The sequence below is a fragment of the Gordonia amicalis genome (assembly GCF_022059885.1).
Taxonomy (GTDB): Bacteria; Actinomycetota; Actinomycetes; order Mycobacteriales; family Mycobacteriaceae; genus Gordonia; species Gordonia amicalis.
Genome location: NZ_CP091855.1, coordinates 3,274,044 through 3,296,336 on the forward strand (window position 1 = coordinate 3,274,044; position 22,293 = coordinate 3,296,336).

General features: G+C 64.4%; 19 protein-coding genes and 1 pseudogene. 12 read left to right on the top strand and 8 right to left on the bottom strand.

Going from position 1 to position 22,293, the window contains the following annotated elements:
• Positions 1-32: 32 nt before the first annotated feature.
• Entirely contained in the window at positions 33-827 is a 795-nt protein-coding gene (locus tag IHQ52_RS15015; RefSeq protein WP_024497982.1) for an SDR family NAD(P)-dependent oxidoreductase, read from the top strand.
• A gap of 197 nt (positions 828-1,024) precedes the next feature.
• Here the strand turns inward: IHQ52_RS15015 and IHQ52_RS15020 are convergent, their stop codons facing one another.
• On the bottom strand, positions 1,025-1,468 hold the full coding sequence (locus IHQ52_RS15020) for an Imm63 family immunity protein (RefSeq protein WP_157753394.1): 444 nt from the start codon (positions 1,466-1,468) through the stop codon (positions 1,025-1,027).
• Positions 1,469-1,933: 465 nt separating this feature from the next.
• Here IHQ52_RS15020 and istA point away from each other — a divergent pair, with 465 nt between their 5' ends.
• The 3 genes and pseudogenes from istA to IHQ52_RS15035 form a co-directional block, all read left to right on the top strand.
• Positions 1,934-3,589, top strand: a complete 1,656-nt coding sequence (istA, locus tag IHQ52_RS15025; protein ID WP_232513133.1) for an IS21 family transposase — start codon at positions 1,934-1,936, stop codon at positions 3,587-3,589.
• A 4-nt stretch (positions 3,590-3,593) separates the two neighbouring features.
• A complete protein-coding gene (locus tag IHQ52_RS15030) occupies positions 3,594-4,394 on the top strand; it encodes an ATP-binding protein (protein WP_006438890.1) in 801 nt (266 codons plus the stop codon).
• A 398-nt stretch (positions 4,395-4,792) separates the two neighbouring features.
• A pseudogene (locus IHQ52_RS15035) lies at positions 4,793-5,029 on the top strand (integrase core domain-containing protein); the annotation flags it as partial.
• 139 nt (positions 5,030-5,168) lie between these two features.
• Here IHQ52_RS15035 and IHQ52_RS15040 read toward each other — a convergent pair.
• From IHQ52_RS15040 to IHQ52_RS15055, 4 genes are read right to left on the bottom strand one after another with little or no spacing between them, the layout of a single operon-like run.
• Positions 5,169-5,801: a hypothetical protein gene (locus tag IHQ52_RS15040; RefSeq protein ID WP_024497985.1), complete on the bottom strand. Its 633-nt coding sequence runs from the start codon at positions 5,799-5,801 to the stop codon at positions 5,169-5,171.
• The gene (locus tag IHQ52_RS15045; RefSeq protein WP_024497986.1) at positions 5,791-12,189 is read right to left on the bottom strand and encodes a putative T7SS-secreted protein; all 6,399 of its coding nucleotides are present in this window, start codon (positions 12,187-12,189) and stop codon (positions 5,791-5,793) included. The genes IHQ52_RS15040 and IHQ52_RS15045 overlap by 11 nt, the downstream gene beginning before the upstream one ends.
• A gap of 10 nt (positions 12,190-12,199) precedes the next feature.
• Positions 12,200-12,856 carry a hypothetical protein gene (locus tag IHQ52_RS15050; RefSeq protein WP_024497987.1) on the bottom strand — a complete coding sequence of 219 codons (657 nt, stop codon included), beginning with the start codon at positions 12,854-12,856 and terminating at the stop codon, positions 12,200-12,202.
• A complete protein-coding gene (locus IHQ52_RS15055; RefSeq protein WP_024497988.1) occupies positions 12,853-13,248 on the bottom strand; it encodes an SseB family protein in 396 nt (131 codons plus the stop codon). Before IHQ52_RS15055 ends, IHQ52_RS15050 begins: the two co-directional genes overlap by 4 nt.
• Positions 13,249-13,630: 382 nt before the next feature.
• Between IHQ52_RS15055 and IHQ52_RS15060 the strand changes: the two genes are divergently transcribed.
• The 3 genes from IHQ52_RS15060 (at position 13,631) to IHQ52_RS15070 (ending at position 15,209) form a co-directional block, all read left to right on the top strand.
• Positions 13,631-14,284 (top strand): M23 family metallopeptidase, encoded by a 654-nt coding sequence (locus IHQ52_RS15060; RefSeq protein ID WP_024497989.1) that lies wholly within the window; start codon positions 13,631-13,633, stop codon positions 14,282-14,284.
• Between the two features lie 153 nt (positions 14,285-14,437).
• Positions 14,438-14,917 carry a hypothetical protein gene (locus IHQ52_RS15065; protein ID WP_051349568.1) on the top strand — a complete coding sequence of 160 codons (480 nt, stop codon included), beginning with the start codon at positions 14,438-14,440 and terminating at the stop codon, positions 14,915-14,917.
• Between the two features lie 7 nt (positions 14,918-14,924).
• Positions 14,925-15,209, top strand: coding sequence for a hypothetical protein (locus tag IHQ52_RS15070; protein ID WP_024497991.1), 285 nt, complete (start codon positions 14,925-14,927; stop codon positions 15,207-15,209).
• Between the two features lie 20 nt (positions 15,210-15,229).
• Here the strand turns inward: IHQ52_RS15070 and IHQ52_RS15075 are convergent, their stop codons facing one another.
• Together IHQ52_RS15075 and IHQ52_RS15080 are read right to left on the bottom strand one after the other, a co-directional pair.
• Positions 15,230-16,483, bottom strand: coding sequence for an APC family permease (locus IHQ52_RS15075; RefSeq protein ID WP_024497992.1), 1,254 nt, complete (start codon positions 16,481-16,483; stop codon positions 15,230-15,232).
• A 73-nt stretch (positions 16,484-16,556) separates the two neighbouring features.
• Positions 16,557-17,270: an NUDIX hydrolase gene (locus IHQ52_RS15080; RefSeq protein ID WP_024497993.1), complete on the bottom strand. Its 714-nt coding sequence runs from the start codon at positions 17,268-17,270 to the stop codon at positions 16,557-16,559.
• 97 nt (positions 17,271-17,367) lie between these two features.
• Between IHQ52_RS15080 and IHQ52_RS15085 the strand changes: the two genes are divergently transcribed.
• Positions 17,368-18,639 carry a vWA domain-containing protein gene (locus tag IHQ52_RS15085; protein ID WP_024497994.1) on the top strand — a complete coding sequence of 424 codons (1,272 nt, stop codon included), beginning with the start codon at positions 17,368-17,370 and terminating at the stop codon, positions 18,637-18,639.
• Positions 18,640-19,249: 610 nt separating this feature from the next.
• The gene (locus IHQ52_RS15090; protein WP_081712398.1) at positions 19,250-19,885 is read left to right on the top strand and encodes a DUF3558 family protein; all 636 of its coding nucleotides are present in this window, start codon (positions 19,250-19,252) and stop codon (positions 19,883-19,885) included.
• A 51-nt stretch (positions 19,886-19,936) separates the two neighbouring features.
• Here IHQ52_RS15090 and IHQ52_RS15095 read toward each other — a convergent pair whose 3' ends face one another.
• On the bottom strand, positions 19,937-20,227 hold the full coding sequence (locus IHQ52_RS15095) for a response regulator transcription factor (RefSeq protein ID WP_238064291.1): 291 nt from the start codon (positions 20,225-20,227) through the stop codon (positions 19,937-19,939).
• Here IHQ52_RS15095 and IHQ52_RS15100 point away from each other — a divergent pair.
• The 3 genes from IHQ52_RS15100 to IHQ52_RS15110 all read left to right on the top strand — a co-directional run bounded on the left by IHQ52_RS15100 (position 20,123) and on the right by IHQ52_RS15110 (position 22,253).
• Complete coding sequence (locus tag IHQ52_RS15100; protein WP_232513160.1) at positions 20,123-20,443, top strand: hypothetical protein; 321 nt, start codon at positions 20,123-20,125, stop codon at positions 20,441-20,443. The genes IHQ52_RS15095 and IHQ52_RS15100 overlap by 105 nt on opposite strands.
• A gap of 151 nt (positions 20,444-20,594) precedes the next feature.
• Positions 20,595-21,206 (top strand): class I SAM-dependent methyltransferase, encoded by a 612-nt coding sequence (locus IHQ52_RS15105; RefSeq protein WP_024497996.1) that lies wholly within the window; start codon positions 20,595-20,597, stop codon positions 21,204-21,206.
• Positions 21,207-21,404: 198 nt separating this feature from the next.
• Positions 21,405-22,253 carry a protein NO VEIN domain-containing protein gene (locus IHQ52_RS15110; RefSeq protein ID WP_081712402.1) on the top strand — a complete coding sequence of 283 codons (849 nt, stop codon included), beginning with the start codon at positions 21,405-21,407 and terminating at the stop codon, positions 22,251-22,253.
• Positions 22,254-22,293: the final 40 nt, after the last annotated feature.

A 22,293-nucleotide genomic window follows, 5' to 3' on the forward strand; every position in this document is an offset into this window, starting at 1 on the left:
GTGGGCGGAGCGACGCACAGTAGAGTCCGGGGATGCCCACCACTGCAGTTGTCACCGGCGCCGGCCGCGGTATCGGCCTTGCTTTTGCCCGTCGTCTCGCAGAGGAGGGGCATCGGGTGATCCTGACCGACGTCGACGGCATGGCGGCCGAGCTCGCGGCGGCCAACATTGGCGGCGGGGCAGTCGGCATGCAGCAGGACGTGCGGGACATCTCGTCGCATCGTCGAATAGCTGAGGAAGCCACCGCACTCGGCCAGCTAAGCGTATGGGTGAACAATGCCGGCGTACTGTACGCGGGAGAGGCGTGGGAGCACTCCGACGAGGAGATCGCGACCATCCTCGACGTGAATGTGCGTGGCGTCATGGCAGGGTCGGCCGCCGCGGTCTCGCAGATGCGCCGTACCGGTGGTGGGGTCATCCTCAACGTCGCATCCCTCTCGGCGCTTGCCCCCGTCCCGGGGTTGGCGCTGTATGCCGCCACGAAGGCGGCAGTGCTGTCCTACACGACCTCGCTGGAGGGCGACCTGCGGCACGCAGGCCTGCCCATCCGGGTTCGTGCACTGTGCCCGGACGTCGTGAACACACAGATGGTGACCTCGCACGTTAACGACCCGGGTGCCGCGATGCTCTTCGCCGGCCCCCGACCGCTCGACGAGGCGGCGGTCGTTCGCGCCGGTATGGCACTCATGAGCAGCCGCCAGATCTTCCGAGTGCTGCCGCGGTGGCGTGGGGTCCTCAGCCGGGCCGGAGATCTCGCGCCCAGCGTCGGTCTCGGGCTGATCGGTGTGATGCGCAAGGTCGGGAACCGCCGTCAAGCTCGCACGTGACGTTCCCCGTGGGACCGACGGGGCTTTATCAGCGGGTGTGACTCTGCGCCGGCCAGTCGGCAAATAGAGACGACCGCGTCATCCTGGCCACAGCAGATCCAGCGATGCTCCGACTCCCGCGGTAGCGGGCACGGCTTCCCGAGATACGCACTAAATCGATACATCGCCCTTGCAGAGTGTTAGGCATGCCGATACGTTCAGTCGAACGGGTACGTCTTCAAGATCTCACTGATTTCACGATCGGTGTGCCTGCCCCACTCGGGAGACAGAGAGTGCATCAGTCGGCTCCACCGCGGGAACCATAGTCTCCGAGCGTCATTGACGCTTTCATAGTCCGGATGTCGCAGCGCAGCGCTTTGAGCATGGCTGCTGGCGACATCGCTCATAACGCCGAGCACGACTTCGTCGATTCGGTCGGAGACGATCAGAGCCGTAGGTTCGCCCCTTTCTCTGATCTCAAAGCGATATCTGCCGTCCGGGTCAACGCTCAAGAACCCGCCAGGACTGTCCGGAAACTCGCCAGGAAGCTCTGCTCGACGGACTTTCTCGCCAGCGACCTGCTCGAAGTGTCGAACGGCTTCGTTTAGTCGTAGCTTCAAGCCATCAAGCCGGGACTGAGGGTCCCCATCGGTATCCGTCATCGAACAACCTCTCCCGACGATGGTCGGCTTCTTCGTGCCCAAACGCATTAAACGCTTGAGTAACTGCATTTTCGATCGGCGACGAACGGTCCCCGCTCCGAACCGGATATGTCAGTCACGTGGGCACGTGGGGGACCCACTCAATCGGAGAGTGGTGTACCCGTCATCGTCGGCCCACGACGACGGCGCTATGACTACCCCTCTGATCAGTGCGACGCGCAAGATCGGCAGTCGTCGCCGAGCCTGCAGGTGATCCTCTCGCGGGATCAGCAGGGCTCGGTCAGCGGGTACTCGTCGCAAACGGACACCATAAGCTTCAAGTGGAGAATGTCATTTGCCACCGTGAAGGGACCACCTGGGCTGATTGTTTGCCATAGGGATGGGACCACCTGGATTGCCAGTTATGGGACCACCGGCGCGTCGCGCTGGTGGTCCTTCATTTTGTCCGTTGACTCGGCCGTGACGATGTTCACGGAAGGGGCCGACGGCATGGGCTACCGGGAGGTTGCAGTGGAAGAGATCAGAGAAGTCCTGCGGTTGTGGTTGGGCCTTGCGGTGGGGTTACCGGCGCCGGGTCTGCGCACGATCGCCGCGCGTGCGGGTGTCGATAGGAAGACGGTGCGACGCTACATCGCGGCGGCGCAGGCGGCGGGGTTGACGCGCGATGTCGGTGCGTCGGCACTGACCGATGAGTTGCTCGGTGCGGTGGTGGCCGGGGTGCGTCCGGCGCGGCCGAAGGGTCATGGCCAGGCGTGGGAAGCGTTGGTGCCGTTCAGCGAACAGATCACGCAGTGGGTGAGGGGAGGAACGCCGGAGAATCCAGAACCGTTGACGGTGACGAAGATTCACATCCTGCTGGCCCGTCAGGGGTGTGTGGTCCCGTATCGGACGCTGGTGCGGTTCGCGACCGAGTGCTGTGGGTATCGCCGCACCACGACCACGGTGCGGGTGGCCGATGGGGATCCCGGGGTGGAGTGCCAGATCGACTTCGGCTACCTCGGGATGCTCGATGATGCGGCAACAGGTAAGCGCCGCAAAGTGTTCGCGCTGGTGTTCACCGCCGTGTACTCGCGGCACACGTTCGTGTGGCTCTCACACACCCAAACCCTGTCAACGATCCTCGAGGGCTGTTCAGCGGCGTGGGAGTTCTTCGGCGGCGTGTTCGCTGTGATCATTCCGGACAACATGAAACCTATTGTCACCCAAGCAGACACCCTCAATCCGAGGTTGTCTCGGGGCTGGTTGGACTACGGCCAGCATGCCGGGTTCGTCACCGACACCGCCCGAGTCGCCACACCAACCGACAAGCCGCGGGTAGAACGCACCATCCACTACGTGCAGAACAACTTTTGGGCCGGTGAGCGATTCTCGAGCCTGCCCGATGCCCAGGCCGCCGCGGTGGCGTGGTGCCAGAGCACCGCGGGGCTGCGGATTCACGGCACCACCGCCGCCGCGCCAGCGGTGCTGTTCGACACAGACGAGCGCGCCCACCTGTTACCGATACCGGCCGACTACGACGTACCGATCTTCAAAACTGTCAAGGTGCACAGAGACTTTCACGCCTCGGTCGGCAAAGCACTGTACTCACTGCCCGAAACCTGGATCGGCTCGACACTGGACGTTCGCCTGGACAGCGAAGCGGTGAAGTTCTATCACCGCGGCGAGTTGGTCAAGCAACACCCGCGCCAGCCCGCCGGTGGGCAGAGCACCGACCCCAACGACTACCCCGCAGACAAGGCCGCCTACGCGCTGCGCAACATCAGCAAGCTGCAGGCCACCTGCGAGCATCACGGCCCCCATATCGGGCTCTACGCGGCCCGTATCGTCGACGACCCGCGCCCGTGGTCTCGGGTGCGGGCGGTGTACACCCTGCTCGGCCTGGTGCGCACCTACGGGCCCGGACCTGTCGATGCTGCCTGTGCCACCGCCCTGGAGTTCGATGTCATCGCCGTGCCCAAGATCGCCTCGATGCTTGAGCAGGCCACCGAGAACACCACCCCGGACATGCCCGTGGCCGCCGGGTCGGAATCGTCTCGCTTTGCCCGCGACCCCTCCGAATACGCAACCAACAGAACACAGTTGACACTTGTTCCTAACCCCGACAACACCATTCAGGAGTGAACCGATGACCCGAACCACCAACAGTGTGCCCGAACCTGTCGGCGCCGACATGCTCGGCCTGCTCAAAACCCTCAAACTCGGAGCCCTCGCCGACACCCTGCCCCAACGCGCAGCCCTGGCCCGCCAACACAAAACCTCGCACCTGACGTTCCTGCAACAATTGCTCGCCGATGAAGTCTCACGGCGTGAATCCAGCTCCGCCGCCCGACGATCAGCCAAGGCAGGTCTCGACCCCAGCATGCGGATCGACAACTGGCGCGCGGCAGACGATCTACTCTACGACCGCCCCCTGCTCGAGGACCTCACCACCCTGCGGTTCATCGACGCCGGCCACTCCGCGATCCTGCTCGGCCCCGTCGGAGTCGGCAAAACACACCTAGCAAACGCGTTGGGCCACATGGCCATCGGCCGACGCAAAACAGTGCTGTTCGCGCGAGCGGACAAACTGTTCCACCGACTCAAAGCCGCCCGCCTCGACAACAGCGTCGACGCCGAACTCCGCCGCATCACCGCCGTCGACATCCTGATCATCGACGACTTCGCACTCAGAGCGCTCGACGCGACCGAAACCAACGACTTCTACGAACTCATCGTCGAACGCCACCAGCAGACCAAGACCACCATCGTCACATCCAACCGAGAACCCGCCGAATGGCTCACCATGACCGCCGACGCGCTACTGGCCCAATCGGCCATCGACCGACTCACCTCACGCGCGCACACCCTCGTCATCGAAGGCCCCTCCTACCGCCAACGACACCGACCCGGACTTGACCGACCCAACCCCGCAGAGCATCCTCAATAACGCGCCAAGGTGGTCCCATCCTCGTGGCAATCCAGGCGGTCCCATAGCAGTGGCAAATGACAGGAGAAACGACGCCTAGCTCTGAAGCGCTCGTAGCCTCGCTCCCCTTTCTGTCCTGATTCGGTCCGTCCTGTCTGTATTCGGTACGACAAAAAATCGCACCCACGCTTCGCGGTATAAGCGATGGGCGGAGGTGGTCGCGAATTCGAGGTCGGTGCCCCAAATGGTCAAGGTGAAGAGGTCGTCATCCAACTCAACCAACGTCGGTCGAATTGTGAAGGCCCAGCCGTACCCGAGGTCGGCATGGATCTGATCGAGGCCAACTTTGTTCACCGAATCGAGTTGCAGGTAGGAGTCGATCGTCCCCTTCGGGGCATCTCGGTGGGGATCTCCTACATCCCGCCGGCACGCCGTGGAACAACGGGTTCATCGAGTCGTTCAACAACCGGCTCCGCGACGAGTGCCTGAACCGCAACTGCTGGCCCACCCTGCTGGAAGCCCGCGTGGTGATCAGCGATTTCAAAGACGACCACAACCACCGGCACCGCCACTCGGCGCTGTGCTACCAGACGCCGGCCGAGTACAGTGCCCGATGCACCCACCAGCATCACCCCGTGGGCTGCGAGATCGACTGACCGACAGCTAGAAGGAACTGGCTCTAGAACTGCCTGGACCGGCTATCGGGGACCTGCCACATCGACTACCGGGGTCAGATCCAACCGTCAATCGGGAAGAGCCAGATTACCGGTGTTCGGCTTCTTCTTCGAACTGCAGTTAATTCTTCTGGATAACATCTTTCATCGCGCTTACTGTGTCGTAGTCGCCGAAAAACTGAAACCCGTGGTCTCGATCGTCAAATGCACCATATGAACGTATAACCAGCTCGCCCTTTTCGATGAGTCTCACCGACTCAAACAGGAGCTTCTCGCGGCCAACGGGTTCGTGGCCAAACGCTCCTACGGCCCTGCTTGGTGTGTCGCGACGACGGACGACACCGATTGCATTCCCATGAGAAACCGCTCCGAAGTACGCCACCGTGAGGGGTACGTCAGCATAACCGAGCGCTTGAGTCGTGCCATCGTCATAGTCGTGTAGTAATGAGACTCGTTGTATCCCCGTGTCCGCTAATAGTTCCGGAAACTGAGACCAAGGTCCGCTACGCTCAAGCCGCAGCCGAGCCAGACGATTCGGGATCACGTCGTGGACGGTGAACACTCGTAGCTGCCACTTCCACTCTGGGTTGTCGCCCATCCGGTCCACGATCATCTCGGCGATCTCTTCATGACCTCGCGCTTCGTGAATACTGCGGCGCTTGACATTGATGTCCAGGACGAATAAATCAGCACGTTCTAGTGGCGTGAAGTTTCTCCACGTGCTCGCATCCTCAATTTCGATCTCAATAGTCATAGTGTTCGCCATCTGGGGTATTGAAATGTGGGCCCCGATTCTGGCGGGGATCATCTGCGAAGACGTGTCCGCCAGCATCGTCACGGATTTCGATTGTCCGACCGTTCACTCTAAACCTATACCTGTAACCGGGCTGCCTATTTTCCCGTCTATCGAGGTTCTCGAGCACCTCATACGGATGCTGTGACACCGGGATTCCCCAATCTCGCTTGGCCTGACGGAACGCGCCACGACGTCCTGCACCTTCCGGAGATCTATCCGGAGGTCGGTTGGGTTGCGCGTCATCGGCGCTATGGACGTCGCGACCTCGGCGCCTCCTACTCGAGTCGTCGCAAGAGCCGGTCGGCGCCAATCCGAGAGGGTCGGCCCAGATCGTTGGGTTACGCGGATAGGCATAAGGGTTCGGCGCCGGCGCCAGCCCGAGTGGGTCCGGACTGAGGTACAGACCGGTGCTCGGGTGATAATAGCGGTGACGGTTGTAGTGCAGTCCGGTCTCGGTGTCCAAGTACTGACCGGGGTACGACCAGGGTGTTGATGCTCCGGTCCATGCGGTCTTGCCATACAGAGTCCTGACCGATCGGCCGGCGACTTCGCCTGTGTTCGGTTCGATCAGCGCGGTCGGTGCGGCGATCTGGTCGGTCACGATCGCGAAGAACTCCCGGTCGACTTCTGACTGCGACCACTGCAGCGCCGGTTGCGTAGCGGGAGTCCTGCCGCCGAGATTCAGACTGAGATCGCCGTCCTGCCCACTTGTGCCACCGGGCCCTGGCCCATCCTCGATCGGGCTGATCGGCTCGGATGTGGAAGTCTGCGCCAGCGGGACGAAGGCGGCCGGCGAATAACTCCACGTGGTCGCCTGCAACTCCTGCTCGGGACCAGGCGCGATGTCGATCTGCTCGACGAGATGCTCGCCGTGCCAGTGAAAGCGTGTGGTTGCGCCGGTCGACTGGTTCGTCTTCGACAGTCGTCGTCCCACGTGGTCGTAGGTGTAGGACCACGCCGTGCCATCCGGGGTGGTCACCGACCGCAGGTGATCGTGGGCATCCCAGACGTAGTGCCAGACATCCGGTTTGCGTGACAGCCGCCGACGACTCATCGAGATAGCCCGACCGGCGGCGTCGTAGCGGTAGGAGGTGCGGCCGTCGTCGACGAGGAGGGTGCCGGAGTAGCGGCGGCGGCCCTTCGAGGCTCGGCTGGCGCCTCGCACCTCAGGGAGCAAGGGGTCGCTGGCGCCTCGCACCTCAGGGAGCGATGGGTCGCTGGCGCCTCGCACCTCGGGGTCGTGGTTACTCTCACCCGTGGAGGCGTACTCGGTGATGTTGCCGGTCGCGTCGAACGAGAACTGCTCAGACCCCGAGGGACTCGTCGCGGCGACCACCCGCCCGAGCACGTCGACCCGGTAGTCGGTACGACCAGCGGTCAGTGTCGACGTCAAACTGGTGAGGATGCCGTCAGAACGGTAGCTGTACTCGGCAGCTGCGACAGTCCGATCGGGCCGCTTCTCCCCCGCGCTCGTTCCACCGACGCCGAGATTCAAACCCGACGGTCGCTCCGCCACGTCCATGATGGTCCGCCCGATAAGGCGGCCCACCGGGTCCCACGTCGAATCGATCGCCGAGCCCTCGAACCGCCGACGCTGCTCGCGACCCGTCGGGCTCGTGGTGATGTCGCAGGAGCGTCCGGCGCTGGACAGGAAGTCGAGAACACCACGCGGGTCGTATCCGTACCGAGTGTTGACGCCTGTCGGCGACGTGAGCGAGGCCAGGCGTCCTGCACCAGTCCAGGCAGACTCGATGACCCAGTCGCTCTGACCGTCATCAACACCGGTGAGCTGCGGCAGCCCAGCAGCGGTGTAACTCGTATGCCAGCGCCCAAAGACACCGGTCGCGCTCTCGAGTCGACCAGCGGCATCGAAGCTGTATTCCGTTGTCTCGCCGTCGAGGTCTGGGTTGATCGGGTCGGCAGTCCGGTCGATGATGAGGCGACCTGCCGCGTCGTAGGTGAAGGACACCGTCTGACCCGCATCGTTCGTGCGTGACGTCAGTCGACCCTCACCCTCGTAGATATACGTCGTTGTCGCGTTGTTGAAGTCCGTCTCCGACGCCAGGGACCCGTCTGCGTTGTAGGTGTATGTCCACACCAGGTCGTCGGGGTTGGTGACCGCGACCAGGCGACGTGTGGCGTCGTAGCTGAACTCGGTGCGAGACCCGTCGGCGTCGATCCGTGCGACCGGCAGGTCGTAATGCCCGTACTCCCAACGGGTTACGGCGCCGACGGGATCGGTGTATGCGACGCAGTTGCCTTCGCCGTCGTACTCCCATCGCGACCGACCGCCGTCCGGCGCGATGACACTCGTTCGGTTACCCATCGCGTCGTAGGTGACGACGGTCCGTGCGCCCTCGGCGTCGACGACCTCTGTCGGCCGTCCGAAGCCGTCGTAGGTGATCCGCGTGGTGTTGCCGAGCGTGTCCGAGATCGCGACCGGAAGCCCGGCAGCGTTGTTGCGATAACGTACGACAACGCCGTCAGGGTCGGTGCGCGACGTCAGCGCGCCGTGCTCGTCATACGTATAGCTGGTGACCGCACCGGCGTTGTCGACGACGCTGGTCGGTAAACCGTTGTCGTCGTGACCGATTCGCGTCGTGATGCCGCCCGGTTCGACGATCCGCTCTGGCTGTCCGGGCCCAGCGTAGGAGACCTCGGTGACCTTCCCGTCGGGCGCGACGATCTGCTCGACGTCGCCGAACGCGTTGTAGCGCAGCAACGTACGCGCGCCACCCGGACTGGTGATCGACAGCGGCTGACGGTTGGCGTTGTAGTCGGTCGCGGTGACGCGTCCGGCGGGATCGGATTCTTGGCGCACGCGTCCGTCGGTGTCGATGCCGTATACGGTGGTCGCGCCGACGGCGTCGCGGTAGGTCGTGTACGAGCCGAGGCCATCTGGGCGGAGGTGGTACTCGAATCGGCCCGACCACACACCGTTCATGCCGGACTGGATCGTCACGCGTCCGAGGTCGTCGTAGCGGTTCCAGTACTCCATGCCCAGCGAGTCACGCCACCAGGTCATGCGCGCGGCGTCGTCGTAGCCGAAATACGTTGTGCCACCGACTGCGTTGGTAACCGCCGCGAGATTGCCCTGGTGATAGTCGAAGGTGCTCAACTGCTGGTCGACCGGGACACCGTCCACGCCTGCGGTCAGCCGGTAACCGAGGATACGGGCGCCGTCGCACCGCACCTCGATCCGGTAGCCGGCCGAATGTTCCACCGCCGACGGTCGTCCGCGGTCGTCGAAGATGAACTCGAATCGATTGTGGTGGCGGTCGGTCATCGCCGAGACCGCGATATCCCCGGCGCGCACGTCGACGCCGCCGAGCTCGGGGATCGGAACGAAGAACCAGCTCACCCGGTCGCGGACGTGGGTGACCTGATAGCCGCCCGTGGGGGTCGTCCGTAGCTCCCAATCGGACGCGTTGACACTCCGCGACACCGAATCACCCTCGGGCTTAGGGAAATTCGTCAAAGTGCCGTCGGCGTCGACGATCGTGACGAGTTCGTCGCCGACGAGGGCCCGCGCGTCGAAGCTCGACGGTGTGGTCGGGCCCATCCAGCGGCCCCATCGATACCGCGAACGATGACGATGCGTCAGGCGCAGCGGGAGTACGCCCGGCAACTCGACGTCGGTCAGCGGCAGGAAGTACTCCCCTGATGCGACGTTGACCGGTTCGCCGTTGCTGCGGCATTGGGTCGGTGCCTCGTTGCCCTCGCTGGTATCGGCACGATCGGGAGCGCCTTCGTCGGTGCGCCCGGGGTTCGCCGGGTCGTGGGCCTCACGGGTGTCGTGGTCGATCTCGGGGTTATCCGAGTCGGGACCATTCGGCTGGTCGGGGTTTCGCGGCGACGAGGGCGAATCCGGCGTCGTGTCGCGGTGATTCGGTGTGGGCGAACGATCAGGTGTGATCGGACGGTCCGGGAACGCAGCCGGCGGAATCGGCCGGTCGTCCGGCATGATCCGCGTGTTGGTGGGACTCCCGGCGTCGCGGTCCGGAGTGTGCCGGCCAGTCGGTTCCGGCACGTTGTGAGCGTTCGACGGAGTCGGCCGAGCGCCATCGCGTGCAGGGGTGGCGTTGTCCGGGGTGGTCCGCGCCGGTGTGGTGCGGTCGGGTGTGTGATCGGGGGCCCGTGGAGGTGCGGCAGGCGTGTCGGCTCTGGCGGCAGCACCAGGACTGACCGGTGCGCTGGTGGGCTTCGGCTGGCCTGCGTCCGGCACGGCGTGTGAAGGAGCGTGCGGCCCCGACACCGGGTGCGGTCCAGAGACAGGTACGACCGGCGTCCCGTTCGGTGACTGACCATCTGAGGGAGTCCTCGTCGAGGCGTCGGGTCCGTTGTGTGACCCGACAGGTGACTCGGGATGGACCGTCGGTGTCGGCCGCGCGTTGGGCCCGGGTGTGTCCGCATCCGGACGAACAGGGTGTGGTCCAGGCGACGCGTTGTCGTCGACGGGTTTGGACGGATAGGGACCTGAAGGTTCGTCGTTGCGCACGACCGGTTGCCCTATGCCGTCGCCATCCGATTTGGTCGGTGCATGGTCAACATTGGTCGGTGTGACGTCGCTTCCGCGGGCGTCTGGGTCGTCGTGATGCCCCACGTTCTGTCCGCCGGCGTCACCGTCGTTCTTGGTTGACAGTGAATTGCCACCGGGACTGTGTTCGACGGCGGGTGTGGTCGTTTCTCCGCGATCAGGACCTGGCGGGTCGTCATCACCTGATCCCCTACCGCCCGGTGTGGTGTCTCCCGCGTCCGGCGTGGACGCGTCCGGTGCGTCTGTTCGCGTCGCCGAAGTGGCTGCCGGTGTGGATGTAGGAGCTGGGTCACCTGAGTGTGGCGAGGTCGGTGATGGACTGTCGAAGGTACCGCCGCCGACGGGTTGATCGGGCGTGGCGGAATCGGAACGTGGTGTGGGCGAGTGCGGTGGCCCCGCTGCGGGTGTGGGTTCGGGTGGACCCGGTGGCGGGGCAGCATGATCTGGCACGGGGGCCGAGGACGACGATTCGGATTGGGCTGGCGTTCCGGGAGTGGGACCGGGGTCGGGCTCTGGTGGAAGCGGTCTCTCATGAGTGGGTAGATCGGGTCCGTGGTGGACAGGCAGATCTCGGGACGGGGTGGCTCCGGGTGTGGGCGCCGAGCCGTCGGGAGATGCCGGATGGGGCGCAGACGGGGTGGGAGACGTCGGGGCGGTGGGCGCCGGCGCATCGGGAGCTGTTCCGGCGTGCGGCCTGGGGGACGGTGTCGGTACGTCGGGCGCCGCTTTGGTGAGTTTGAGAAGTGACAGACCTTTGGGTCCCGGAGCGGCAGTCGCCGCCACATTTCCGAGCAAGGTGCCGAAGCTGCTCGCCGGATCGGTCGACCATCCGCCACCGACAAAGTTTCGGACAGCGGCGTCGGGGTGGGCGACCTGGTTGGTGATGCCAATGATCAGCCCGGCGGAGTTGCGTACGTACTGATGCGGTCTGGCGACGTTGTACGGATTCTGCGGGGCGAGCATCCACAGCGACTTGAACATCTCGGTCCCCGCGCCGATGAGCCCGAACTCGAAATGGTTGAACGCCGTGGCGGCGCCGGCTCCGATGTCTTTGGCCTCCATCTGAGCCTGTTCGAAGGCTGAGGGCATGGGCGGTGCCAGGTTCGCGGCGGCGCTGAGTTCGGATTTCGTGCCTGGTGCAGCCGAATTCCGGTGATCACGACCGACTTTCAGGACTCGTCTCGCCTCGCGTTGATACTCTGGCCAGGGGTTCGGTCCGGGATGGACGGGCGGGGTGTCGCGGCGGTCGTTCCGATAATCGTCGAGTTCGGCGTTGTAGGTTTCGGCCTTGGCTTTCCATTCGTCGCGTAGACGTTCGCCTTCCTCCCATATCCGGATGGCGTCGGTTGCCTTCTGCTGGGCGAACTCGACGACGCCTGCCCATTTCGTCAGAGCTGCAGCGGCATTCGACGCGGCCTCGGCGGCGGCGAACCACCGCGGAACCTGCTGGCCCATGGCGTCGTGGAATCCGTCAGCGCCGTCACCGGCCCAGTTGCCGGCCGAGATTCCGCGGAGTCCTTCTCCGGCCTTCGTGAAGTTGCCTGCGAATCCCTCGAATGTGCCTGCGGCTGCGGTGATCGCGCCGGGATCCCCGAGGATGAGCTCTTTCGGGTCGTTCGTTCTTCCCAGTTCTTTCTCGTCGGGCATGGCGCCCATCGAATTCGCGATGTCATCTCCGAAGTCCTCGACTTCGATCGCGATCGTCTCGAGCCCTACTGCACGGAGACCCTTGCCGACGAGATCGGTGGCACCGTCGACGAGTCCGCCGACGAATTCCCGTCCGCCCTCGATGATGCCGAATGGATCCATTCAGGCGACCTCAGTCATGCGGTGTCCCAGCTGAATCTGGCGCTCGAACCGTACGTTCGTCGCCCGGGGGCTCGCCGGCTGTGAAGCCCTCCCGCTCGAATCCATCCATGGTGTCTTCGATCAGGGTTCGCGGGTCCATCTGGTGACGCTTGATGGTCGCGAGGTCATTCAAGAAACTCTCGCGGTTCTCCTCGGCGAAGTCGAGGTGACGCTGTTTCTCGGCGTCGCTCAGCGACCATTCCGGATTCGTCAGCACGTTGCGGTTGTGATCCCACAGGTCGCCCCACGACATCTTCTTGATGTCCTCGGGAGTCAGGCTCGGGTCACCGGCGATGTCCATCACCATGTCTTTGAACTGACCTTCGGCCCACTTCTCCTCGCGCTCATAGTGACTCGCCCCGAGTCCGAGTCCGCGCGACAGTTCGGCCGCGCCTGTGACGAGCGCCCGAACCCCCCATTCCCAGCGATCGCAGTATTCCTCGAGTCCGGCTTTGGGATCGGCGTGACCGATCGACTTGCCGTCGAGGTCGAGATCCCCGTATCCCCGGCCGAGCGCTGCGGTGTACCCGGCCGCGGCGCCGGTGTCTCCGAGACCGTCGATCACGCCGTTGATTCCCTCGCCGGCCTTCTTGATGTCGTCCGGATCGACAGTCAGCTTCTCAGTCATCGGATGATCTCGCCCTCGTCGTCGTAGTAACAGTGCGGGGTGAAGTCCTTCAGCGGAGGGAAAGTCATCTGCGTGGGTGTCATCGGGTCGACGACGAGGCCCGTCGGTTCCGGGGCTTTGTCGAGCACCTCGTCGATGAGTGCCTGGCCCTGGACGTCGATGTAGGTGACCTCGGCGGGGTCGCGGTCGGTCAGGTCGGCGAAGTCGCGCAGACGCTGGGGCGTCGTGAACGCGAGCATCCAGGGCAGCCCGCCCTGGACCAGGGTGAAGAATCGTCCGTGGACGTCGAGCGGCACCGACAGGTGCGCCTCGCGCAGGGCGTCGTAGAGCCTCGGCGGATCGCCGAACCCGGACAGGTAGGCGCGCACCTCACCCGCATACGTGACAGTCATCGAATCCCCCGACCTTCATCCCCGTGCCGGATGATGCTAGATCACCCGGCCCAGGTCCTCGCGGCGGCTGTCCACAGCATCGGTTCCACCGCGTCGTCGCGGCCGCCGCCCGACCGTCGAGATCGCGTCCCGTGTTCTTGCGACCCGGTCACCGCACCCATCGCCCAGCGACGTGGAGAAGCGACCTGCACAAACGCCATCGCGACGACGCCCGAAAGGTGACCGGGCCCACGTTGACCTCGGCAATCAGTCGCTCAGAAGTGAGCTCGCCCACCTTGAGCCCGCTTTCTAAGGAGCAGCTCAGGTCCGTGTGGGTAACCTCGCCGTGTCCTGCCCGATACCAAATCGTTACCGAGACGGAAAAGCTGTGCCTCTACACCCCATGAACGCTCATCACTCGACGCACACCCGCACCCGCAAGGCGGTGCGAGCCGGTGCGCTCGTCGCCTTTGTCGGCGCGATCGGCCTCGCCGTTGGCAACGCTGCACAGGCTGCAGCCCAGCCCGCGCCCCCGGCGGCGAAGATCGCGCTGCCGGAGAGCGTGAAGATGCCGGCCGGACTGGTCCTGCCGCCCGAGGTCGACAAGTTCGCTCGCGACATCCTGCCGCCGTCGGTATTCACTCCCGCCGTGCCCGGCCACCCGGGCATCCGCAAGGCCGTCAAGCCTGTCAGCGGCACCGTGACGTCGGGCTATGGCCCGCGTTGGGGCACCAATCACAACGGAGTCGACATCGCCAACAAGATCGGCACCCCCATCTACGCCGTGACCGACGGAGTCGTCCTCGAGTCCGGCCCGGCCTCCGGCTTCGGGCAGTGGGTCCGCGTGAAGCAGGACGACGGCACCACCGGCGTCTTCGGCCACGTTGATCAGAGCTTCGTCCGCCCCGGTCAGCACGTCACTGCCGGTCAGAAGATCGCCACCGTCGGTAACCGCGGCCAGTCCACCGGTCCCCACCTGCACTACGAGGTCTGGGATGCCAACGGCAAGAAGATCAACCCGCAGATGTGGCTGAACCAGCGCGGCGTCCACCCGTGACGAACGCTCCTTCCTGAGAGCAGCCACCTGATAAGACATCACACGATGGTCAGGCCCACCGCCCGGTGGGCCTGACCATCGTGTTTCATTCATCCCATGCATCCCGTCGGCATCTATGACCGTGTGCGATTGATGGCTGTTTCGGTTGCGCGAGTGACGGATTCGGACACGATTCCCGGAAAAGTGCAGGTGAGCGTCGATCCCCGACCATGGCGTGCCGATCCCGATGCGGCGACCATGGGCACTTTGATGCAGTACGACCCGCGTCCCCGGCTACGTTCCCATGCCCGCGGTGGTCTCACCGTCGCGTTCACGCGATTCATCGTCGACGCGGGGATCGACGTGAACGACCTCCTCGACGACGCCTTCACCGACGCGCGACGACGGCCGGGCTGGACAGAACTGTCCGCCGTCCGCGGTCCGATCACCGATCGGACAGCAGGTTCGACTCGGCAGATCGGGACGTACCTCGACAGCAGCGGCGACCGATACTTCTCGGCGACGAGACACGTTCTGTACCAACGAGCCAACGTCGTCAGTCTTCTGGATTGCTCTGGTTGGACCGCATCGGAGGATGATCGCGAGAGATCGGCCCTGACCGAGATGGTCGAGTCGGCATGGTTCGAGGATTGAGGACGCCATGGTGACGAGAGCCGCGACGGTTCCGGATCTCGAGGCCGCGCTCGGCGCGAAGGTCGACTTCTGCTGCGACCCGGACGACGACGGGTGGTACCGCGGCACCGCCGACGGGACGGTCATCTTTGTGCGTATGGGCAACTTCCCCGACGAGGAGGCGTATTCGCTGTACCTCGGACACGGCCGGTGGATGGATTTCACGTGCCCACCCAAGAACTGGCGCATCGACACGACTGGCGGCTGGCCGTCGACCGCACGAGCGCGACTGCCGAAGGGGCAGTTTTGGTGACGACCGCTCCGTCCTGAGCCCTATCGTCGTTGCCGACGGGTACTGCGAACCGCGTACACGCCGGCTCCGACGCCGAGGACGACCATCCCGGCGAGCACCGAGGTGAGCGGCAACGTGAACGCCACCACCACGCACCCGATGACACCCACCACGGGGATGGCTCGCGCGGGACGGTTCTCCTCGCGGGTCAGCGTGAACGCCGACGCGTTGGCGACGGCGTAATAGAGAAGTACGCCGAACGACGAGAACCCGATGGCCGCGCGGACATCCGCGGTGGCGGCGACCACCGCAACCACCGCACCGACCACCAGCTCGGCGCGATGCGGGACCTGCGTCCGCGCGTGCACGGCGGCCAGTGGACGCGGCAGATGACCGTCGCGGGACATCGCCAACACGGTCCTCGAGACGCCGAGGATGAGTGCGAGCAGGGAGCCGATCGCCGCGACCGCAGCGCCGACGCGGACGACAGGGACCAGCCAGTCGACTCCTGCTGCCTCCGCGACAGCCGTCAAAGGTGCTGCGGCGTCGCCGAGCCCATCGGCCCCGAGAACACTGAGGGCCGCGGCCGCGACCAGCGCGTAGACCACAAGGGTGAGTCCCAGGGAGATGCCAATCGCACGAGGAATCGTGCGGGCCGGTTCGCGGACCTCCTCGCCCAGCGTCGCAATCCGTGCGTATCCCGCGAAGGCGAAGAACAGCAGGCCGGCCGCCTGCAGCACGCCGAGCACGCTGGCGTCCGAGCTCAGCGTCAGATTGTCGGGACTGGCGACATCGGACGCGAACGCGGACACCACCACCGCGGCCAGTACCGCCAGCACGAAGGCGACGATGATCCGCGTCAGCCACGCCGCCTTCTGTACTCCCGCGTAGTTCACCGCGGTCAACGCGACCACGGCGGCCACCGCGACCGCGTGGGCGTGATTCGGCCACACATACACCCCGACCGTCAGCGCCATCGCCGCGCACGACGCAGTCTTGCCGATGACGAACGCCCAGCCTGCGAGGTACCCCCAGAATTCGCCGAGGCGCTCCCGGCCGTACACGTAGGTGCCACCCGAGACCGGATAGAGAGCCGCCAACCGTGCGGAAGATGTTGCGTTGCAATAGGCGACGACGCCGGCGATCGCGAGGCCGACCAGCAGCCACGAACCGGCAGCGGCGGCCGCCGGCGCGAGCGCGACGAAGATTCCGGCGCCGAGCATCGCCCCGAGCCCGACCAGCACCGCGTCGTGGAGACCGAGTGCGCGACGCAGCGGGGCCTGGGAGTCTGTCATCGAGTTCCTTTTGTTCGGAGGTCGCACGACGCTGCGGATCCTGGGTGCGTCGTCCGGTGATGTCGCGTGGCCGCTACTGAGTGTCGGGCCTCGGGCTGGGTAACCGCCACCCGAAGGTCGCGGTTGGTGGCGCATCTTTCGCGTACAACCGTGCCGGGCGGCCGCCGCCGACCCGCGTCGCAGGTTTGCCGTCGGCGTCGAGCTGCGGTGCGAGCAATGGCTGCGCGCGCCGGTTGAACGAGTCCCGCATCAGCCGCCGTCCGAGGATCGCTTCATGCAGTTCGCGCAGCTCCGACAGTGTGTACGGAGGTCGCAGGAGATTGTCCGGGTCGGGCTGGTCTTCGTAGCGTTCGCGGAGTTTGTCGGTGGCCGCTGCAATGATCTCGGCGTGGTCGTAAAGGACCCGCTCCCCTGACGCCAGCTGCCCGGTTGGTGTCACGGGCGCGAGTTCGCCCGTGACGTCGGACAATTCGACGGCCGACAGGGCCACAGCATGCGCGACCGAGATCGTCCACCCGCGAGGATCCCGGTCAGGATCACTGAAGACGGCCAACAGGTGCGGTCGGACGTGATCGGGCGAGAGCCCCAGTTTCAGTTCGAGCACCTCGCGCACCGTCTCCTCGACAGTGCGCCGCTCCCGGACGAACCGCCCCGGCAACGCAGCCCTCCCCTGCTCGTCGCGCTGGATCACGACATTCAGCGTGCCGTCGGAGACGGTCAGGACTGCGATGTCGACGGCCACGTTCGGTCGTGGGTAGTCGGTGAGCGTCGTCGAACGAGTGGTCACAGCAAAAGGCTATGCGAATGTCTGCGTAAAGGTCTATTCTCAGATTCGCGCAAAGTCGCCGTCTCGATCGGATGCCGAGACGGAGGAAGGAAGAATGATGAAACTCTCCGCTGCTCTGGACGTCGGGATGGTGGCCCACGAGACCGCCGATGAAGTGACTGTTCTGCTGGAACTGCAGGCTCCCGCGGGGACTGACATCACACGCACCCCCACTGCTGTGCAGGTGGTGCTCGATCGGAGCGGGTCGATGTCCGGCAGTCCGCTCGAGGGTGCGAAGAAGGCGCTCGCCGGCGTCGTCGCGCAACTGGATCCGTCGGATGCGTTCGGCGTGGTCACCTTCGACGACGACGCGCAGGTCGTCGTGCCGGCCGCTCCCCTGTCGGACAAGCAGCAAGCGGTAGCCGCGATCGGGTCGATCGCCGCCGGTGGCTGCACCGACCTGTCGTCGGGATACCTGCTGGGCCTGCGAGAACTGCGACGCAGCGCCCAGGGGACCGGCATCTCCGGCGGCACGGTGATGATCATCAGCGACGGCCACGTGAACCGCGGCATCTGCGAGGTCGACAAGTTCGCGAGCATCACCTCGAAGGCGTCGTCCGACGGGATCGTCACGTCCACGCTGGGGTACGGGCGCGGCTACGACGAGACGCTGCTGTCGGCGATGGCGCGCGCGGGCAACGGCAACCACGTGTTCGCCGACAATCCCGACGCCGCGGGCGCAGCGATCGCCGGCGAGATCGAGGGCCTGCTGTCGAAGTCGGCGCAGGTCGTGACGCTGACCGTGCGCTTCATCCCGCAGGTGACAGCGTTGTCGCTCTACAACGACCTGCCGGCGCACCAGACCGCCGACGGCGAGGTGATGATCGAGCTCGGTGACTTCTATGCGCTCGAGACGCGAAAGCTGTTGCTGCGGATGAAGGTCGACGGGCTGGCCGCTCTCGGGTTGGCACAGATCGCGACCCTTGAACTGCGGTATGTGGAGACTGCCACGCTCACCGAACACGCGGTGTCGCTGCCAATTTCGGTGAATGTGGTTCCGGGTGACGAGGCGTCGGGTCGCGTGCCGGACCCGAAGGTCGAATCGGAGCGGCTGTACCAGGAGGGGCAGGCCGCGAAGCTCGAGGCGTCGAAGGCCTACGAGACCGGTGAGGTGGGTGCGGCTGAAGCGCTCCTGGAAGAGTCCGCTGATCAGCTTCGACGGGCGTCGGCGTTCGCGACTCCCGAGGAGCACGCGCTGATCGAACAGGAGTTGCGGAGCATCGAGATGCTGGGTGCTCAGGCCCGGGTCGAGGGTCCGGGGTACGCGTCCAAGATGTCGCGGGACTCGTACCACCTCGCGAATCGGAAGCGGGGGCGTCGGCGGGCGTAGTCGGTTGTTATTGGGGTGTGGCCACCGGGCTTGGGCTCGGTGGCCACACTCGCACTACAGGTGCTCCCCACACGCAAGTCCGAGGAGTTCGGCCGCGGGGGTTGGTGGGAACCCCTTGCCCTTGCCTCAGACTCCACAGCGAGTGGGATCGGATGGCGGAATCGGCGGGCCACGCTAGTCTGTTCGGCGAGGGTGGGGCGCCGTCGGGGCGCGCAAGCGTGAGGGGGACTTGTGACGACACCGTTCTCGGATGACTCGTTATTGCCCAAGCCTGCACCGGCTATGCCGGTGAGTCCGCATGGGAATGAGCACTTACTGCGCTCAGAGCGTGCGCAGTGGGAGCGGCGAGCCGCGGTCGCTACCGACGCGGCTGCGGAACTGGACATGGCATCTAAACTTCTACGTGGTGTCGCTTGGAACAACTATTTAGGTGAGTGCACGGAAGGCATTGGCGTATACGGTGCGTTGAGATCAGCGGTCGTGTCCCTGCGTGAACAGGTTTCCCATCAAGCCGACACTGCCATGGCGCTCGGTAACCAATGTTCTACCGCGGCTAGCGAAATCGACGACGCCGATCGCCATGGCGCGGCCGGTATCGCGACGTAGCCAAATGAACCGCACAGTCTTGGTGTTAGCGGTGGCGCTCCTAGGAGCGTCGCTTGTCTCGTGTACCGCTCACGGGGAACCGTCTGCTGCGCCGTCGGTTCCCCAGTCGTCGGTCGCGGCACCTTCTATTAGACAGACTGATGACGAAGGACGAACGTTACCGTTCGAGAATCCGTTTCCGAACCGCTGGAGCACTAACAACGACGGTAGCGCCTACGAACCCTGCACACAGATCTCAGAAGCTCTTATCCGAGAGTTCGGTCTAGATCCGCAGTCTATTGAGGATGTAGCTGCCTCAGATTTCCAAACTGCCCGCGGATGCAGTTGGACGTTCAACGACGATGGTCGGTCGTCCCTATCGCAAGCCGTGGGGAATCTAACCCCGGCCGCGCAGGGACTTGATGGCTATAAACGTTTCAACGCTGCCGGAACAACGTGGTACCCGGACATCGAGATCGACGGCCGTCGAGTGCTTGTCGGATCGATCGCATCAGGTGAGTGCACGCAGATAGTTCGATCGGGCGATGCAGCCGTCGTGACCACGATCACCCGCGTCGGATTCGATCGGCCATCAACAGTAGATGTCTGCAGGACCGTCGAGCAGTTCGTGCGATCGACGCTGCCTGGGATTCCGTCGTAGCCCCCGCTGCAATAACACCGTCCACGCCGCGCTCCTGTCGCCTAGGCGGTGTCAAACTGGCGGCTTAGATCTCATCAGACGCAGTACCCAGAGCGCTGTCGTCGACCTACTGCCCACGCACACAATCTTCACCAACTCGGCCCGGTTTCTCACTCGCGTAGTCGCGAGCACCCGGCTCACGTACTTCTTCACCGTTTTCAACCTGAGGTTGAGGATCGATGCAGTCTCTTCGTTGGTATGCCCATCCGCGACAAGCTCGGCCAGCTCGATCTGCCGCAGCGACAGGTATTCCCGCCACGATGGGAGCGGTTGCCCGGGAAGCAATTTCGCGAGGTTGGACAACTGCCGCGACAGCAGTCCCATTGCATGCAACCGCACGCGATCCGGTTCCCTACCCGTGGCAGTCGTTCGCGAGGTCACACTGACAGACCGACTGACGACATCGGCAGCTACGACGCCGGGCAGTTCAGCGCGATGCTCACGTATGCCGACAAGAACGGCTGGGTGAACAACGACGGTAGGTCGCTGCAGGCCCACATCGTGCGCGGCGACGGATAGGTTCGTCAGCCGCGCCGTCCGTGGCGTGGACGATTGTGTCACCGGTTCCCAACGCTCGGAGCGGCGTCGAGCTGAACCGCTGTCACCATCCACGCCCAGGGCGCCGGACCTCTGCACCGGATGGTCCGGCGCCTTTGGGAGAATGCCAGACATGGTCGAACAGAGCATCTGGATGCAGAAGGTCGCCGCCGATCCCGGACACTCCCAGTGGTACGTCGAGCGTTTCCGCACGATGGAGCGCGAGGGAAAGGACGTGGTCGGTGAGGCCCGCTTCGTCGACGCGATGGCCGCCCGCGGTTCCCGCATCCTCGACGCCGGTTGCGGAGCCGGACGCATCGCCGGATACCTCGCGACGGTGGGTCATGACGTCGTTGGCGTCGACGTCGATCCCGTGCTGGTCGCCGCAGCCGAGAAAGACCATCCCGGACCGCGCTGGCTGGTCAACGACCTCGCCGAACTCGACCTGCCCAGTCGCGGCATCGACGAGCCGTTCGACATCATTGTGTCCGCTGGCAACGTCATGACGTTCCTCGCTCCGAGTACGCGCGTCACCGTGCTAGGTCGGTTGCGTGCGCATCTGCGCGACGACGGTCGGGCGGTGATCGGGTTCGGTGCGGGCCGGGACTATCCGTTCGACGAGTTCCTCAACGATGCGAAGGCCGCTGGGTTCGAATCTGACGTATTGCTGGCAGCGTGGGACATTCGGCCGTTTACTGAGCGGTCCGAGTTTCTGGTCGCGGTTCTGCGCGTCGGGACTCACTAGGTCCTGGCTAGCGTAGTCGTGCCCGAAGACGAGTAGCACGACGCGGGCTACCGCAGCACAGGCACACGGCATCACATAGGTGACCTGTTCAATGGTCCGCTGAGGGCATCGCTCGGACACGTCGGCTACATTCAGTTCGGCGTGTACGCCTCTGGGTCAGGCGTCTCCAGCACTCTTGCAGAGCGAACGGGAGGAACCTTGGCTGGCGATAGAGACTGGTCTCGGTCTGAAGTTGAAATCTGCGTTGCCGAGTACCTGCATCTACTTACCCTCCAACTGAACGGACAGAGGGTCAACAAACGGGAACGTGCGGCACAGTTAGCGGAGCGACTCAACAGCCGCACACGCACGTCAGTCGAGTTCAAGCACTGCAATATCAGTGCAGCAATAACGGAACTCGGCTACCCGTCGGTCGCCGGCTACAAGCCCAGGCCGCACATTCAGCGCATGCTCGTCGAAGTCGTGGAAGAACAACTTAGTGCCAGTCGTGCCCTTGAGGAAGCACTCACTGCGGCAGTTCAGAGGCCCGCCGTAGCTACCGACATTGCGTTCGGAGGTGACGTATGGGTGACTGCGCCAGCACCTTCGGCAAGACCTAAGAAGGACATCCAAACCGGTCCGCTTTTCAACGCGGTGCGTCGCGATTACTTCGCAGAAGAAGCACGGAACAGATCACTAGGTCTCGCGGGCGAGTTATTCGTTACCGAACTCGAATCGCGCCGGCTCCACGCCGTTGGCCGAAAGGATCTAAGTAAGCGGGTCGAACACGTCGCCAAGACGCAGGGAGATGGGCTCGGCTACGACGTCCTGTCGTTTGATGCAGATGGCACCGAAAAACTGATCGAGGTGAAAACAACATCGTTCGACAAGTTCACCCCTTTCTACGTCACGCGCAATGAACTGGCTCGTTCGAACGAGGATTCGCCCAGGTTCCACCTCTATCGGGTTTTCGAATTTCGCGACAGTCCTAAAGTGTTTGATCTGCCAGGCAAACTCACCCAGCACTGTCATCTAGACCCGGCCACTTACCTCGCGAGAGTCGGCTGATCGCGGAGTCTAGGTCGTTGGCACTAATCGACACTGACTC

Excerpts from the sequence above, each read along its gene's own strand:
- IHQ52_RS15020 (WP_157753394.1), bottom strand. The coding sequence starts at position 1,468 with ATGACGGATACCGATGGGGACCCTCAGTCCCGGCTTGATGGCTTGAAG.
- IHQ52_RS15060 (WP_024497989.1), top strand. The coding sequence starts at position 13,631 with ATGAACGCTCATCACTCGACGCACACCCGCACCCGCAAGGCGGTGCGA.
- IHQ52_RS15100 (WP_232513160.1), top strand. The coding sequence starts at position 20,123 with ATGCCCATCCGCGACAAGCTCGGCCAGCTCGATCTGCCGCAGCGACAG.
- IHQ52_RS15050 (WP_024497987.1), bottom strand. The coding sequence starts at position 12,856 with ATGACTGAGAAGCTGACTGTCGATCCGGACGACATCAAGAAGGCCGGC.
- IHQ52_RS15070 (WP_024497991.1), top strand. The coding sequence starts at position 14,925 with ATGGTGACGAGAGCCGCGACGGTTCCGGATCTCGAGGCCGCGCTCGGC.
- IHQ52_RS15015 (WP_024497982.1), top strand. The coding sequence starts at position 33 with ATGCCCACCACTGCAGTTGTCACCGGCGCCGGCCGCGGTATCGGCCTT.
- IHQ52_RS15045 (WP_024497986.1), bottom strand. The coding sequence starts at position 12,189 with ATGGATCCATTCGGCATCATCGAGGGCGGACGGGAATTCGTCGGCGGA.
- IHQ52_RS15105 (WP_024497996.1), top strand. The coding sequence starts at position 20,595 with ATGGTCGAACAGAGCATCTGGATGCAGAAGGTCGCCGCCGATCCCGGA.
- IHQ52_RS15085 (WP_024497994.1), top strand. The coding sequence starts at position 17,368 with ATGAAACTCTCCGCTGCTCTGGACGTCGGGATGGTGGCCCACGAGACC.
- istA (WP_232513133.1), top strand. The coding sequence starts at position 1,934 with ATGTTCACGGAAGGGGCCGACGGCATGGGCTACCGGGAGGTTGCAGTG.
- IHQ52_RS15040 (WP_024497985.1), bottom strand. The coding sequence starts at position 5,801 with ATGACTATTGAGATCGAAATTGAGGATGCGAGCACGTGGAGAAACTTC.
- IHQ52_RS15055 (WP_024497988.1), bottom strand. The coding sequence starts at position 13,248 with ATGACTGTCACGTATGCGGGTGAGGTGCGCGCCTACCTGTCCGGGTTC.
- IHQ52_RS15075 (WP_024497992.1), bottom strand. The coding sequence starts at position 16,483 with ATGACAGACTCCCAGGCCCCGCTGCGTCGCGCACTCGGTCTCCACGAC.
- IHQ52_RS15090 (WP_081712398.1), top strand. The coding sequence starts at position 19,250 with ATGAACCGCACAGTCTTGGTGTTAGCGGTGGCGCTCCTAGGAGCGTCG.
- IHQ52_RS15030 (WP_006438890.1), top strand. The coding sequence starts at position 3,594 with ATGACCCGAACCACCAACAGTGTGCCCGAACCTGTCGGCGCCGACATG.